Here is a 15,452-nt window from a genome sequence, read left to right as displayed (position 1 = left end):
GGAACGGCCCGGATTCAGCCACACCCCAAAGCCCATTCATAAAAACGCATAATCTGAGAAAGTCTCTTCCGTACCGTACTCGCTTGTATGGCGTGCCTTCCAGATCTCCGATCAAGCGCGTCAAGCGACCAATTGCGATACAGCGCGATGTTTGAGATTCCGCCGCCTTCGCCGTAGCGGGCGGGCACTGGGTCCCAACTCAAAGCGTTCGCCTCGAGCCACGAGAAGTAGTCGTAGAGTGCCTCGGCGTAGCTCTTCCACGTTGCGGGACTTCGGGTCTGGGGATTTTCCAAGACGACCCATAAGAGATAGTCGTTCGGCGCGTTCATGAAGTCCATGTTCTCCGCGCACAGGAACGGCATGCCTGGACGAGATCGACCTTTGCAGACAAAGTCCGCTGTCGTATAAAAGAGTCTCACGAGACCTTCGAGACAGAGTCGTTGAGCGCATCGATGCAGATCTTCACCGAGCGAACGAAGTCGAGACCAGTGAGATGGGCGGCCAGATCGATGGCACCTGCGCCGCCTCGTCCGTGCTGCGGTGGAGACAAGAGCTCGTTGACCCACTTCTCTCCTGTAAAGACGAGGCGAAAGTCACGGCCAGCGTAGTTCACATGAACACGGATGCTCTCGGCCAAACCGGCAGAACGATATTCCCTGTCCACCTTGCAATACGCCCCAAGGAAACGAAGCAGGACGTAGAAGGGCACGGCCCTCGCTGACTCTATATCGGCAGTAGTCCACCGTCCCATGAAAGCACTCCTGAACGACACTACTGCCACGAAATATAGGCAAAGAAAGCGTCATCGCATGTAACTGTTACTAGATTACAGTTCAGATCATTCTACGCTTGGAGGACAGTGATACGGCGCAGTGGTTCTCGCACAAGGTCGGTGAAACCGCTATTCACGTTTCCAATCTAGAGGCTCACCGCCGATTCAATAAGTGCGACGAGAAGCGGTCGGCTTGGGAGGCTGTGATCGAACGCTACTTAAGAGGATCTGATCAGCGATAGATGAACATCATGCGCAGTGGGAACGTACGGTGCGGTAGCCCAAAACCGGCGCTAGCCAATCCTGCCATCCCTCGTTTTAATGTCGTTTTTAATGCCATCGTCTAAACGATTTCGGCGCGGTCGACTGGAAATTTCCGTGAGGTAGCCGGAGGCGTCCGCTGGATACGCCTCACGAGTCTGCTAGTCTTCCGTTGCGTGACCGCGTACTTCACCTCGTGAGTCCGGGACGTCGATTGATCGAATCTGCATACCGGGCAGGTCGCTTTCTGCGTAGTGGTTCGGTATATGGCCCGATAGCTGACTGCCGAATGTTCACGAGGGCTGCGGCCGGAGTCGGCAGGCGCGCGCTCTGAATCGGTGAAATCGATCCTGCTTCGGCTGTTCGTCGATTATCTGAAGTCTGCACGGTCGTTCCCGAGAGTAAGCAAGCGGGCTATCGGGCGTTTGTGGGGCGACGGGTATCGTCTTGCGAGCCCATCGTGTCGCTGTCGGCGCGCAGGTACATCGTGTGCGTCCCGTTGGTCGGAGCGATTCGGTCTGCTGGCTGTGATCGCTCTGTACCTGCGCCGTTGTGAAGTCTGCCCGGTACCCTTTTGATACGTTTTCCAGACACCGATCCGGGTCCGTTGCCCATGCCCGACGCGTCCAAAATATTTCTTTTATTCCGACGTAATCTGGTTAATTCCATGGCGGTCCGACAGAAAAATTCTGGCCGGAAACAGGTATTGACGGCGCTTTCCCGAGTGAACAAGATGGGGAGAAGAGAGCACGACGGAGCGAATCATGCCGGTCGCGAAAAGCTATACCCGAGCGCAATGGGATGAGCTTGTCCACTCGCTCGAATCACTGCCGGTCAAGCCGGGAGCCGAGCAGCGCGTGTCGATCACCGATGCAATGAAAGAGATGCGTGTGGTGATCGGTACGGCGAGGGAGAAGGGATACACGCTGGAAGAAATCGTTGAACATGCAAGGGAGAAGGGGCTCGATTTCAGCGTTGGCTCTGTCAAATACGCGTTATATCCCTTAAAAAAAGCTAGGTCGGCGCGACCGGCGGTAAAGGAATCTGCGCGAGGCAATACCGCACCATTGCCTCGTACGAAGAAGGTAGACAAGGGCGGCGCGCCGCGCGCGGAAGCCACCAGAGAGAATCAAAAGCAGGATGGGGGAAAAGTAGTCAACAAGCCGGGAACCATGGTGATGCGTGATGCGTACTCATTCGAGATTGCGCCCGACACCGAGAACCTTTAGAGGATTCAAATGGATACGACGACTTACCCCATCTATCTCGTTGGCGGCAGCAAGGGCGGCGTGGGCAAGAGCTTTGTTGCGCTCGCCCTGGCCGATTATCTGCTGCGGCGAGATATCCATGCGGCACTGGTGGAAACCGATACTTCCAATCCGGACGTGATGAAAGCGGTTCAGGATGAGATGCATTGCATCGCGTACAACCTGGACGATGCAAACGGCTGGATCGGCCTCGTCAATTACTGCGACGAGCACCGGGATGCAGCAATCGTCGTCAACACGGCGGCGCGGAGCCAGACGGGTGTCGAGCAGTTCGGCGCGACACTGGCCGGTGCGCTTGGCGAGCTTCGACGTCAGCTTGTGGTCCTGTGGGTGATCAACCGGCAACGCGACAGCCTTGAACTGCTGAATGCTTTTAACCGGACGTTTCCGGACGCGGTGACGAATGTCGTGCGCAACGGCTACTTCGGCGCGGCGGACAAGTTCACCCTGTATCAGGGGTCGCAGCTTCGCCGTTCTGTCGAATCGCGCGGCCATTCGCTGGATTTTCCCGATCTCGCGGATCGCGTCGCCGATGAGCTTCGTAGTCAGCGTATGTCGATCCGCAAGGCAGCAGAGACGATGCATATCGGTGAACGGGTCGAGCTGTTGCGCTGGCGTTCGCTGTGCGATGCCATGTTTGCCAAGGTAACTGCTAATGCGTAACCGGCGGGCGAAGTCGCCTGATGCGCTCGCCCGCCTGTTTCTCGATGTCACGGGCGAGATGCCCGACGATACGAGTCGGCTACGCATGCGCCGGATGTCCGGGGCGCTGAACCTGCGCGACAACGATGCGCTCTGGTCGATGATCGCCGTGCTCCAATACTACGCGCGGCTTTACGAGGCGATGCCGGATCGCATCCGCAGGGCCGGAGACGGTAGTTTCGATGGCGTGCGTAGGGAGGCGACCGATGCCTTGATGCGTCAGCATCGTGACGCGCTCGCGCGCTGCAAGGCCACGATCCAGTTGGCGGAGAATTTGATCCGGGAACACGAAGCGAGATATCAGGCCGCTCTGGCAGACTTCAACACGGCAGCGATCACTTCGCTTGCTGAACGGATGGCGAACCGGGTTGCGAGCGTGGCCGGTAACAGACTTGTCGGTGCGGCAGCGGTTGCGGCGCGGGAACAGCGGGAGCGGCTGAATGAGGTCGCGAGCCTGTTTGAGCGGACGATGGAGTCTGCTGTCAGACAGGCGCAGGTGAGTATCGATGCATCCGGGCAGCGTCTGACACGCTGACTAGGCTATCTGTTGTCTGTCGTGATCGGTCTATTCGCCGTGATAGTTGCCGTTGCGCTCTGGGTAGGGGAACACGCACGGTAAAGCGCACTCCCTGCCTGTGCCAGAGCACAGGCAGGGAGTGGTCAATCACGCGTTGCGCTGCGTGGTTTCCGTATTAGCCATATTTGCTGCGGTCGGATAAGGCCATGCTGTACGGCTTTCGTCGGCCGATTCCGCATCAGGCTGTGCCTCTGTTTCCTCGGCGCCGGCTTCGCCCTTGTCTGCGTCATCGTCCGGCGTGCTGTGTACGCTGAGCGCACGGACAGGCGGCACTTCCCGATCGGTGAGGATTTCCGGGAGCCAGTCGGACTTCGCCAGCTGCATTTCGGCAGTGGCCGAGGCGTCGCCCTTCTTCATCTTGCTGAGGTCGAGGGCGACCTTGGGCGACACCGCCTGCATGGCTACGTCCACGATACGTGATTTGCTGACGTGATCGAAATACGTCGCGCGGGTCGGCGTCCAGTACCGGGCCATGTCGAGGTGCAGCGCATTGCTCAGGGCGTTGATCGCGTGCGGTCCTTCCGTGCCGGTGACCCCGTCGAGCAGGGTGCCGGTGCAGAATGCCAGCAGATCGAGCAGCGTTGTACCGGCGTCCTGTCCGGTCAGCCACGGCAGCAGGTCAGCCAGATTGCGGGGAAGGGCGGCGAGCCACTGCTGGCGCTGTGCGTCGATGACGTCCCATGCGGTGCTGGCGGACAGGTCATCGGCGGCTTTCAGCAGTGCATCGTGGTTGCTGGTGGCGTTAAGCTCCAGATAGTCGCGGCTTGGCCCGACACCGTACCGCTCGGGGAAGGCGACCGGCACGAGCCGGAACAGCAGCGCTGCGAGCGCGACGGACGGCTGCGCGATCAGTTCCGCGTGGATGGCTGCGGTGCGGTGGGCGGTCAGACGCTGGCAGAGCTTGGCGTTGTGTACCGGCTTCGGTTTCCGGCTGGCCTCGTTGAGCGTGGCGACAGCCTGTCCCACGGTCGTTGCCGCCGTATCGTGCGCGGCATTCCCGTCGCGGCGAATCAGCCCCCGCTCGATGGTCAGGTTGCCCTGCGGGTCGAGGATGATGAACGCACCTGCTTCGGCCATCTGCTGTGCATCCCACGTCAGCGTGCGCGTTTCGAGTGCCTGAATCGCAGCGGTGACGCTGTTCAGTTCGGCCTCGATCCGTTCGCCTTGTTCATAGGCGTTCTCGTCGTCCTCTGCAAGAGCATCGTCTTGTTTCGCGAGTTCGTCCTGCCGCGCCGTCAGCGCGTCGATCTCGCGCTGCTCGTCCCCGGTATACGGACGGTTGAGCGGATCGAGCCTGTCGTAGCGGTTCAGTTCGAGGACGTCACGCTCCACGCGCGTCTCGGTCCAGTTCCAACCCTCGGCGCGGACTTCCCCGGCCACGGCTTCGAGTTTTTCGCCCGCAAGACGCTGCAGCAGTTCCGTGTCGGCAATGAATCCGGCGTTCTCGTCGTCGCTGAACAGATCGCGGCGTACATAGCCGCCCGCCGCCTCATAGGCGGAGAGACCGACGAAGCGCACGAGGCGGCTGCGGCTTGCGTCGATTTCGGCGCGCGTGATCGCCTGCCGCAGGTAGTTCGGCTGACGTTGCCACTCGTTCGCTTCCGACCAGATCAGTTCCTGCGTCTCGTGATCGTCGGAAAGGGCGAGCGCGGCCAACTGGTCGAGCGTGATGCTGTCCTCGCGCAACAGGCCGAGCAGCCTGGGTGAAACGTTGGCGAGCTTCATGCGCCGCTTGACGGTGAGCGGCGATGCGGAGAACAGCGCGGCGATATAGTCGACGCTGCGGCCTTCCTCGGCCAGCATCCGGTACGAGCGCAGCACGTCGAACGGATCGAGTCCTTCGCGCTCGCTGTTTTCGATCAGCGAAATCGTGAGGGCTTCGCCTTCGCTGACGATCCGTACCGGCACCGGATAGTCGGCGGCGATATGCTTCTGCTCGTACAGCAGGTCGAGTGCGGCTTCGCGGCGCTGACCCGCGCAGACACCATATCGGCGTTGCTTGCCCCGCGTTCCCTTCATTTCGTGGACGACAAGGTTTTGCAGCAGACCCTTTGCGCGGATGTTGGCGGCGAGGCCGGGAATCCCCGACAGAGGCTTCGTGCGCGCATTCAGCGGCGAGCGGCGCAGGCTGGAATACGGAACGGTGGCGATGGGCTGCTCGTTGCCGAAGTAGGTCTCGAGCATGGTAGTCGTTTCGGCGGTGTCTGCCGTGATGGTTTCGACTTGGGCGTGCATGATTGACTCCAGAAAGATAGAAGGTTCCGGGTCGGGGTTGCTACCGTGTTCCGTCAGGACATGACCCGGACAGCGTTCCTGACGGAATGAGGTGGCAGGGCGGCGAATAGCGCCACCCCCGGAGTGCTTACGCCTTCATCTGACGCATGGCGTCAGCGAGCATCCACAGCGAGCGATTGAGCTTCACGTTCTGGTCGATGCTTGTTATGGGGCGTGTGGATACAGCACGTCCGTTACTTGAGCGTCCGCGCAGGCCGCCCTTGGTCATGTTTTCCTGTACGCGGTTGAAGACCGTCCAGAGGTCGTCGCGGCGATCCTCGAAGCGGCGCGGAGCCAGTAGCTGGCTTTCGGTGACCGGTGCCGGTGCCTCGGCGTTGGTCGGGTCGTAGCGCAGCGCGAGCGCTGAGCGTGCGAACGCCTGCTGTTCGTCTCGGTTCAGTTCGACGGCGCGCATGCCGTCCTTCTGCTCGAGGATCAGGTCGAAGCCGTCGAGCACGTCGAATGCGCCGTTGATGACGTTCTGGACGATGTTGCCCTTGTGCGGCACACGGATGTCCCGGATGTTGTCGCCGGCCACCATGCCGTTCTGGCAGACGAAGCGCAGCACGCCCGCGAGCATCTGGTAGCTGCTCGTGCCGTCGTGCGAGTTCAGCAGCACGATTTCGTTGACTTCGTCGCCGATGATCTGGTCGGCGTGGCGAAGCCGCAGCATGTGTTTCGTGTACTCGCGCTTGCCTTCGTCGCGCACGCGCGTCTGGCAGGCCATGAACGGCTGGAACCCCTCGTTACGCAGGCCGCGCAGCACGTCGATGGTCGGAATGTAGGTGTAGCGATCCGAGCGGCTTTCGTGCTTGCCGACCGCAAAGATGGAGGGGGCAACACGACGGATCTGGTCATCCGACAGAGGCGAGTCGGCGCGGAGCATCGGGGAGCCGTAACGGAAAGAGGAAGCGAGTTGCATGACAATCTCCACAGCAAGAGGGTTGAGTTACGGGCTGTGAGATGGTCTTGCCGCTTGCGTGCGAAACCTTCCCGGTGGAACTCGGGGTTGGCTTCTGCTTTTGCCTGGCACCCGGGTTCCTGCCCGTGCGACCCAAGGAGTCGAAGGCGGGGCGGTGTCAAGGAAAGAGGCGAGGGATGGTGCGGGCAACACGGTCCCTCGCCCCTTGACGCCGCCCCGCCTTCGACTACGGTCGCGGGACAGGGCAGGAAACTCGGTGCCGGGCAGATGCTTGAGCACGAGTTCGACCGGGAGAGACAGCGAAGCCTCGGTTATTCACAGTTTTTGGGGGCAACGCTGTGAATAACTTTCCGCAGGGAACTGCAAGTAATTGACGTGGATCGGGTTTCCCGGTGCACCTGACAGCAGGTACGAAACGAGTCAGGCATAGGGTCGTTGATGGCCCGGATATGTGCCATGCAGACAGTACAGGGTTGGCTGGGACATAATGCCCCGCATACTGTTTCTGACATCAGGACAGGGCACAGGTACGCGGTTATCAGCTCGACTTGTACCGGGAAGTCGAGCTCGAATGCCTGAAGGTCGAGACGCGAGTGAGGACTTGTCCTGCATGAAGCGCGAAACTCACGGCGTCGTGGCTCGGAAGCCTGGTTCCCGGGACGCCGACATTAAAAAGGATCTCGAGTTGTTCATCACGGCGCAAAGCGAGAAGCATCACACGAGATGCGATGCTAAGCCGTGGCTGATAAGACCATCCAAGAGAATGCTCCCGATCGACTGTGACATGCGTCGGCCGATGGATAAATTGGTCAATCTGTCTACGCGCCGCGTATGACGGCTACTCGCTCTCGCCATAGAGAGGCGACGTTACGGAATTTGAGCGTGATATGAAACAGAGAAAAAGAGCTAAAAGGAAGAATAAAAGGCCTCTCCCTGTCGAGGTCAATCGGGGGCTCAAGTTCGTCGAACATCCCTTCACTCGAATCGATAAGGCCGTCTTGATGCAGGCGTTCTTAGATCAAGGGAAAAAAAGCGGCGAAGATTTTCCCGTTATCTTGGAATCGCTTATTGGTTACTTCCGTAATTGGTATCCACCGTCCATCATCTCGACAATCGCCACATATGGGTTGCAGGTTGGGGTCAGCGAAAAAGGTGCGTCACAGCAAGGTTTCGTAGAGAACGTGCAGCAACATCATGTCGAGTTGCTACAAGCATTGATGTTGACCTTGCCTCATGCAGAATGGGGACGCGAGCCGCCGCCTCCCGACATCATTCAGAAAATTATTGACCAGAGCAGTGGACTTGCAAATGCCTTTTCGCATCGCAGGTTTGTCGCGATGGAGGTTGAGCGCGATAAGCAACAACAAGTCGTGCTGCTTCTTCAGGAGCGTCTTCGTTTACACACTCAGATTGTTCGGAACTGGGGGTACTTTTCTGCTGTCGTTAGAATTTCAAAGGAGTTGTATAGAGCCATCGATCAGGATCTATCAAATCAATTCGGCTTCTCGGCGACAGATCTAATTGAAATATCCAAGACTTTGGTTTCGTCGTTTGAACGACGCTCTAACAGTCGGTGGAGAATTCTCGGTGAAATACTCAAAAATCAAACGACTGAGAAACTGGTTCGAGAATATTACGCGAAGTATCCGGATGTTGAAGGTGATCCAGACGAGTTTTTAGCCCATATTCCGGATGGTGTGACTACGGAGATGGTCAAATATAGGTTGCTGGCTCACGCCGACATTGCGCTGGTTAAGTTGGGAGTTGTCGATGTATCCGAGCTCGCGGAGCTCGCTGACCACACGGAGGGAGTGGTTGAGTCTGTTCTAAATAAATTGGTGTTGAATCCTGGTGACCTTGATTTGGAGCAGGCTGAGTATTTTTTTCTTGCAAATCCTGTATGGACGGCTCCGGGGATACTGATTGAACGTGAGTTTTTTTTTCCTGCGCCTCAGGTCATATTCAGCCATATTCATGCAATTTTAGGTTCACTGGCCGAGGTGGCAGGTGTAAAGGAGAAGCTGGAGAGGGCTCGCGCAGAATTTCTCGAAGATAAGATTGAAGGTATTGTTGAGAAAGCTCTCCCAGGAATACACATTACTTCGAACGCCAAATGGCAGCTTGATGATAAAATATTCGAAACGGATTTGCTCGGGAAAATTGACAGGGTTTTGCTTATTGTTGAAGCAAAGTCTGCGGCGTTGACTCCCCAAGGACTTCGCGGTGCTCCGGATAGGGTAAAGCGCCATGTACGTGATCTGATAGTGGACCCGGCACAGCAATCCTATCGACTTGAGCAGGTTATTCAGCACGCGAAAGACGGTGATCAAACGTCTATCAAGATCGCATCGTCATTGGGATTGGTTCCAGACGATATTGATATGGTCATTCGCATTTCCATCACGTTGGATGATTTTTCGGTTATCTGTAGCGCAGAGAAAGAACTGAAGTCTGCTGAATGGGTTCCTGATGACTTGCGTTTGGCGCCCACGCTGGGGCTGGCTGATTTCGAAGTTGTTGCCGATATTTTGTCAGAACCAGCACATTTTCTTCATTACTTCTCTGAACGGGAGCGGGTACAGAAGACGGCTGATATATTTGGCGACGAGCTTGATTATCTCGGTTTCTATCTGGAAACCGGGTTCAACGTGGCATCAATAGAAAATGAAAAGGTCGCCCTGTCAATTTCTGGGATGTCGCGTGATATAGACCACTACTATATGAGTGGTGATGCCGGTGTGATTGTTCCAAAACCGGTTCCTAAGGTTCATACTCATATCTCCCGTATCCTTGAGGCTGTCCGGCAGAGAGATGCAAAGTCATGGACTATTATGTCTTTGGACATATTAAGTCTTGGGAATCTTGAGGAGCAGCAGGCTCTCTTCAAGGAAATGGATCGATTGCGGGAAAGTGTGCGGAAAAATTATCAGAATCCGAAGCACCTGTGTTCTCTAAGGGTATCTCCGCCTGCACACCGCCTTGCTTGCGTGATTTTCTATGTTTATCCGGAAGCCCTTTCGGAGCGCCGCCAAGATATCGTTAGTCAACTTTCGGGCGATGCCTTAGCCGAGGGGAAATGGAGGCGCTGTGTTTTCGTTGGTCGAAAAATAGAAGAATGGGATCGGCCTTATCAGTTTATTGGAATTGCCACGCCTCCAAAAGAGTGATGCTCCGATCTAGTGGTTGGTCAGCCTCCGAAGTTGGGAGTGCAAAAAGGCGAACTGGCCGTGAGTGATTGTCGATACGAATTCATAGATCGCTTTTGAAACAGCCTGTCCGTCGGCGCGGCGGCGGAAGCAATGCATCTTGGCAAGCGCGCGGAACTGCCGCGCTGGCGTGTGCTGCGATACCATCTTTGGTCGCCCGGATGAGTTGGACGGTGCGTTACCGCAGTGAGGCCACCTTACGCGGTTATGAGAGTAAGTCAGCTATGTCCGTTGTTCGTACCGACGCAAGATTTCAAGCCGCGGGTCGTTTCGGGTCGCGGGTTGCTCTGCCAATTGAGCAAGGATCTCTCCGACGCCATACGGCCACGCGCCGGGGTCCGGACTGAGAACAGTCGAAAGCAAGTCGAGGAGTGCACGCGGATGTTGGGTGAGAATCTTCTCATTGATATTGACGCGCGCGAGAACTACCGAGTGCCCTTTTATCGGTACAAGTCTTGGAAGTATTGCCGTAACAATCTCCGAAAAACGGTCGGGCGCAGCCAACGCGAGGTCGACGAACCTCGCGGACATCTGAGCCGTTCGGACTGTCCGTTGGCGGGGCCAAACCCGTTCAAGAAACGGTAGCAGGTTCTCGCCGAGTGGCGGATTGGGTTTCTTGGCCCACTGCTGAAAGTACCAGAGGACCGAGGAACGCAATTCATCCCCTGCGTGAATAAGTATCTCCCGCAATTCGGTATCTGAGATGAGCGGTTCAGGCTCGTTCGAGTCCTTCTGTCGTGCCCAACCACGCAGCAGAATTCCGGCTAGATTGTTCGCGTGTGCTCTACGTAGGTTCTGTTGGCTGGCAAGCCCGATCAATGGTTGCTTTAGCTTCAGATAGAGCGGGGGTTGGGGTGCGCGCGCCGCCCAGAAAAAGCCCGCCCAAAAGGCTTCCGTGTCTTCATCATTGCGAGTCGAAAACGGCAGCATCCTCGTGTCGACCCACTTTCGGTCAGTGCGATACAACCATGTCAGTCTTGATGCAATCATTACGATGGCGTAGCGCCGATCGTCGGCATGCAGCGCAAGCATCTCATCCAGCTTGACTGACCACGCAATGGGAAGCCCCGCATCCGGCTTGATGTCATCCAGACCAGGATATTTGAACAGTGTGTCGAGCATACGGCCTGCTGCACTGTTCAGGCTCTCATCGACCCATCTTCTATCAGCACTTGGGAATTTATGCAGCCCGGAACTGGCTGACAACGACCCTCGGAGCGCTTCCCACACCAGGTCGAAAACTTCCGGACACTGTGAATAAAGCGTTCCGCATCTGTCACGCAACCATTCGGTCGCTGGATGGACAATTTCTCCAAGTTGAGCCGGTTCAAGTCGTGCGAGACGGCGTCCTATGACAGAAAGCATGCGAGGCGATTCAGCCTGGATGCTTGTTGAACTCAGCAAGGCGCGCCATGCCCATGCCGGATAGTTGCCCTTTCTGGAGGCACCTGTGATCGCACTGAGCGCTCGTGCGGGATGTGCCGCTGCGAGGCCGTGAAAAGGCTGGCGTACGACTGGTGCCAGTATCTCGTGCTTTGCAAGATTTTGTGCGGTTTCCAGGATGTCTCCCAGTGGCACCTGCTCGAGCGTGGCCGAGCTGGCATCAGTCTCAACTGTCCTAACTTTCGAAACATGCGGCTGGGCCGTGTATTTGGTGGCTTCTTCCGTCCAATCGGGCGCGGCCGAGCGAAGCAAAGCAATCTCTGCATCCAGGTCGAACGAAAAGATGACGCCATGCGTTGCCAGCCAATGTAGTCGATTCAATCGACAGTGAGCGATCAGTTCATCTCTGTGCTCGTGATCTTGGGCCCAAGGAAAATGTCCGCATCGCAATTGCTTTTCAAGTCCGGCAATCGTTGGGGACGGGAGTTCGTGCCACCGGTCTCGTAGAGTAAACAGCAGATCGCGCTCGTGATAGGAGTCCCAGAAGGCGTCATCACTCAACGCCAGCAAGCCTTTGCCTGCTTCTTCTGGTGTGGTCAGTTCGGCGAGTCCGAAGGACCAGATACGGAGGCGAGTAAATACTGTATCGGGTGACGTCCATTTCCAGACCTCCTGGCGTGCAGCATCCCGGTCGAATTTGGCCAACCGCATAACCATATTCGTCAAGATAATTAGGTGGCCGGTCAACCCGTAGGCATCTTCATCCGGCATCTCCCCGTCATCCGCCCTGATAGAGTCAAGGTAGATGTGGTCGTGTTCCCTGATTTCCGATTCGTGACGAACCGTATCCTCCAATTGCCGGCGGAATAAGGTTATCGCATATTTCAGCGCATTGTCCGGAATAGCAAACGGCTCGTGAGGGCGGGGATACTCGATATTGAGTCTTAAAACGGCTTCCAGCGCAGGTTCCGGCTTAGGCGCAGGTGCTCTTACGCCCCAGGAAGGCGAGACCGATAGATAGGGTTGGTAGAGTTCAATTGCTTCGCGGACTAGGGGCGATGACCATCCGTCGCGTTTTGCCGCTTCCTCGATAGGATACTTATCGATATCCGGCTGTCGTGGCCTACGCTGCCAACTGGCGAGTAGTAAGCGCCAGCCTTTGCGTATAGTAGAGGTAAATCGCGTCGCGTCGTGGCGCAACGACCGCTCGATATCGTCGCAAATCCGGGGGTGAAGTGGCGGTTGCGCGGCAGCCCACCACAATGCTGCGGGCTGGTGCGCGACTTTGACAAGCCACCATCCAAAATTAGCAAGGCGGGCGGGAAGAGCGGCTTCGCGACCGGCGCCGTTCCGTATCTGCGCAACTGCCGCAGCGGGTAACCTTTCGGTATCGGCCGAAGTAAGCTCCATGCCGTCCCATGCAGTTGCTGGCACGTCACGCTTTGCGAGGAAGTCTTTAGGATCGGTCGGGATAGGCAGCGTGTCACTGTCTAACCCGAACGCGTCAAATGGATCGAAGGAAGGCTGCATCTCGTCATCGCTGACTTAGCCCGGGCGCCCGTACCTTGCATTGCGATCAATGACGAACAGCCAGTCAGCTGGCAGTATCGTCTCGGAAGTGGCGAGGTACTTTGAGCCGACTGATGTTGAGACCAGATGAGCAATCATCCCACGTTCATAGGGGGCCATGGACCCCGGTCCCTGAACGGCCCTTCTTATGAGCTGGTTGTGCCAGCCACCTACGTCACGCGCACGGTCAGCCCACGCAGAGAGCGTTTTCCATAACGCTGCATGGTGATTGGCGCTGTCATAGGAGATTGGCTCAACACCCTCGTGTGTCCATTGTTCTGCCGCCTGCCTTGTATTGCCGGATTGGAAGGCATACAGAGCATTTGCGGGCCGCGCAAAGCGATTCAGTGCCTCAAGTAGGTACTGGACCGGCGGATCGTCGGCCGAGTATCCGACGAACACGATACGGAACCGCTGCAGAAGCGCTTGAATGTAGCGGGTCGCCCAGCCATCGGAGAGGTAGGCGTGCCCAAAATCGGCGCTCGATAGGACAAGTTCGTCATCACACGCTCGACGGTAATTTACGTCGACACGGCCATGAAGGTGAATCACCCCCCGAAAATCGTTGATTCTTCCTGGGTCTGGTAAATGAGGAGGATTGAAAGAATCAAGTCCTGGCTCACATTCCTCAAAGAGAAGGTCGAAATTGGTGGTGACAACACGAGGCATACCGCCGCGTATCCGCGAGAGATCAAGTAGCGTGCGGTGAGCATCGAGCACATAGCCCGGCTCCGGTCGCAGCGCTGTTGCCACGGCCTCCCGTACCTCGGAAGCTTCAAATTCCCTCTCGAGCATGCCGAAGATGCGGTCGGTTGCCACCAGACCGGTGAGCCCACTAGCTTCTTCAAACGTTCGAGCCGCGTTGAAGAGACGGCGTGCTGGACTATCCATTGCCGATCCCAACAGCGCGAGTACACGCTCAGCCAAGACTGCGAAGTTGGGCAGCTTGGCGTCTGCTTGCGAGATGCCGGCTCCGCAGAAGAACAGAACCTGTCCTGCATCGCGGGCAGCCAGGAGCTCATCAGGTAAGGACGGGCCGTCCGGCGTGAATCGCATGTGGGCGCCTTTATACTCTTATGTTTCGGTCGAATACGTCATGCTGCCAGATTGTATGGCAGCTGCGCGCGCGTCCGGGCGCTCCAAACAATCGATGTGTTTACTATCGCTAACCGGAGCGAGTTCACAACTGGTGCGCCTCAGCGATAACAATGAGAGACCCGCCGGGCTTTAGGCCGATAACGCTTCAACCAGCGCAAGATCGCTGTCGTCGCAATCTGTCTCTGTTGTTGAGTCGGCAAGCTCCCCCTTTGATTGTTGGCAGTCTTTGATGAATGCTGCCCATCGTTCCAAGGCAAGGCGTCGTTCACCGTAGTATGTGTATTGATCGTAGATTCCTTCGACGCCGGGGAGCTTGTGATTCAGGCACATCTCAGAGACGTCGCGGCTGATCCTTAGCTTCCGCATATGGGACTTCATGGTCGACCGAAGATCATGCGGTGTAAATCGACGTATCGAAGGTTTGTGGTTGTCGATCCAGTAATCGATGGCTTCCCGGATAGCGTCCTTGCTGAGGTGGGCGTCACCACCATGCCGCGCCGCTCGGCTGGCCGCCCTGGTTGGCAGAATATAGCGGGAGCGGGTATTGAGTGCGAGCAGTTCACGGAACCAGTCGACAACAACCGGCGCGAGCGGAATGTCCATTGCTGTGCCGGTCTTGCTGCCCGGAATATGCCAGCGTGCTTCATCGAGGAATACGTTTGTCCGCAGGCCTTTATACAGCTCCTCCGAACGAACGCCAGTCGCGAGAAGGATGCTGACCGAGAGCAGGTTCTCGTGATTCATGTCTGCGTTCAAAAGCACGTGCAGCTCATTGACCGTCAGCATAAGACGTTGCCGAATGGGAGGACGGGGACCAATAATCGAAACCAGCTCGACGCCGATGGCGGGATTTGCATTGATGACCTTCTTGCCAGCGGCGTGACGGAAGATGGCTTTGGCAACGATTAACAGCGTGTTCGCCTCGACCCATCCAAGCTTGGCGCGCTCGATCAGCCCAACGATATCCGCCGCTTCGACTTCGCGTACCTGCATCGCACCCAGTACGTTCTCGGTTCGCTTCAGGTTTCGACCGTAGCTTCGCTGCGTGCTCAATCCCAAATTGACCAGCACCTTCTCCCGGTAGTCGGAAACGAGCTGACGGACCGTCCAGTTCTTCCGAGATTTGTCCTTGCGCTTCTCGGTCGCCGGGTTGTTGCCTTTCTGGACTTCGACGCGTTTTTCGGCCGCGAGCTTGCGTGCTGCCGACAGCGTCAGATCGGGGTAGCGGCCGAGTGTCAATTCTTCAGGTTTTCCGCCTATCCGGAAACGGAGTACCCAGGACGCGGTCCCGGTAGCTGAAAGAGTGAAGGTCAAGCCGCCGCCGTCGGTTTTTGCGAGAGGGCGCCTTTCCCGAATCCATCGCCTTAGTTCGAGATCTGATAGGACATTCGTTCCGCGAGTTGCCATCGCCACCTCTGTC

10 protein-coding genes are annotated in these 15,452 nt (G+C 57.1%); 4 read left to right on the top strand and 6 right to left on the bottom strand.

What is annotated here, in order from left to right; genetic code table 11:
• Positions 1 to 415 precede the first annotated feature (415 nt).
• Positions 416 to 751, bottom strand: coding sequence for a hypothetical protein (locus F757_RS33755; protein ID WP_051376807.1), 336 nt, complete (start codon positions 749 to 751; stop codon positions 416 to 418).
• A gap of 1,046 nt (positions 752 to 1,797) precedes the next feature.
• On the opposite strand from F757_RS33755, the gene F757_RS0118115 reads away from it, so the two are divergent.
• The 3 genes from F757_RS0118115 to F757_RS33750 are packed head-to-tail and all read left to right on the top strand — an operon-like array spanning position 1,798 to position 3,538.
• Complete coding sequence (locus F757_RS0118115; RefSeq protein ID WP_027212621.1) at positions 1,798 to 2,262, top strand: hypothetical protein; 465 nt, start codon at positions 1,798 to 1,800, stop codon at positions 2,260 to 2,262.
• Positions 2,263 to 2,271: 9 nt separating this feature from the next.
• Positions 2,272 to 2,964: a nucleotide-binding protein gene (locus F757_RS0118110; RefSeq protein ID WP_027212620.1), complete on the top strand. Its 693-nt coding sequence runs from the start codon at positions 2,272 to 2,274 to the stop codon at positions 2,962 to 2,964.
• Positions 2,957 to 3,538: a hypothetical protein gene (locus F757_RS33750; protein ID WP_332258134.1), complete on the top strand. Its 582-nt coding sequence runs from the start codon at positions 2,957 to 2,959 to the stop codon at positions 3,536 to 3,538. The genes F757_RS0118110 and F757_RS33750 overlap by 8 nt, the downstream gene beginning before the upstream one ends.
• A 129-nt stretch (positions 3,539 to 3,667) precedes the next feature.
• On the opposite strand, the gene F757_RS33745 is transcribed toward F757_RS33750, so the two are convergent.
• Together F757_RS33745 and F757_RS0118095 are read right to left on the bottom strand one after the other, a co-directional pair.
• Positions 3,668 to 5,815 (bottom strand): ParB/RepB/Spo0J family partition protein, encoded by a 2,148-nt coding sequence (locus F757_RS33745; RefSeq protein ID WP_035467084.1) that lies wholly within the window; start codon positions 5,813 to 5,815, stop codon positions 3,668 to 3,670.
• A 127-nt stretch (positions 5,816 to 5,942) separates the two neighbouring features.
• Entirely contained in the window at positions 5,943 to 6,776 is an 834-nt protein-coding gene (locus F757_RS0118095) for a DUF932 domain-containing protein (RefSeq protein WP_027212619.1), read from the bottom strand.
• 887 nt (positions 6,777 to 7,663) lie between these two features.
• Here F757_RS0118095 and F757_RS0118085 point away from each other — a divergent pair.
• Positions 7,664 to 9,943, top strand: a complete 2,280-nt coding sequence (locus F757_RS0118085) for a hypothetical protein (protein ID WP_027212617.1) — start codon at positions 7,664 to 7,666, stop codon at positions 9,941 to 9,943.
• 261 nt (positions 9,944 to 10,204) lie between these two features.
• On the opposite strand, the gene F757_RS34690 is transcribed toward F757_RS0118085, so the two are convergent.
• The 3 genes from F757_RS34690 to F757_RS33735 form a co-directional block, all read right to left on the bottom strand.
• Positions 10,205 to 12,895 (bottom strand): hypothetical protein, encoded by a 2,691-nt coding sequence (locus tag F757_RS34690; protein WP_156923662.1) that lies wholly within the window; start codon positions 12,893 to 12,895, stop codon positions 10,205 to 10,207.
• Positions 12,896 to 12,910: 15 nt separating this feature from the next.
• The gene (locus F757_RS34685) at positions 12,911 to 13,990 is read right to left on the bottom strand and encodes an SIR2 family protein (protein ID WP_051376805.1); all 1,080 of its coding nucleotides are present in this window, start codon (positions 13,988 to 13,990) and stop codon (positions 12,911 to 12,913) included.
• A gap of 171 nt (positions 13,991 to 14,161) precedes the next feature.
• Positions 14,162 to 15,439, bottom strand: coding sequence for a tyrosine-type recombinase/integrase (locus F757_RS33735; RefSeq protein ID WP_035467081.1), 1,278 nt, complete (start codon positions 15,437 to 15,439; stop codon positions 14,162 to 14,164).
• Positions 15,440 to 15,452 lie beyond the last annotated feature (13 nt).

This window comes from Burkholderia sp. WSM2232 (assembly GCF_000472545.1).
Classification (GTDB): domain Bacteria; phylum Pseudomonadota; class Gammaproteobacteria; order Burkholderiales; family Burkholderiaceae; genus Paraburkholderia.
Note: the sequence above shows the minus strand (reverse complement) of the source record. Positions and strands in the feature narration are given on the sequence as shown.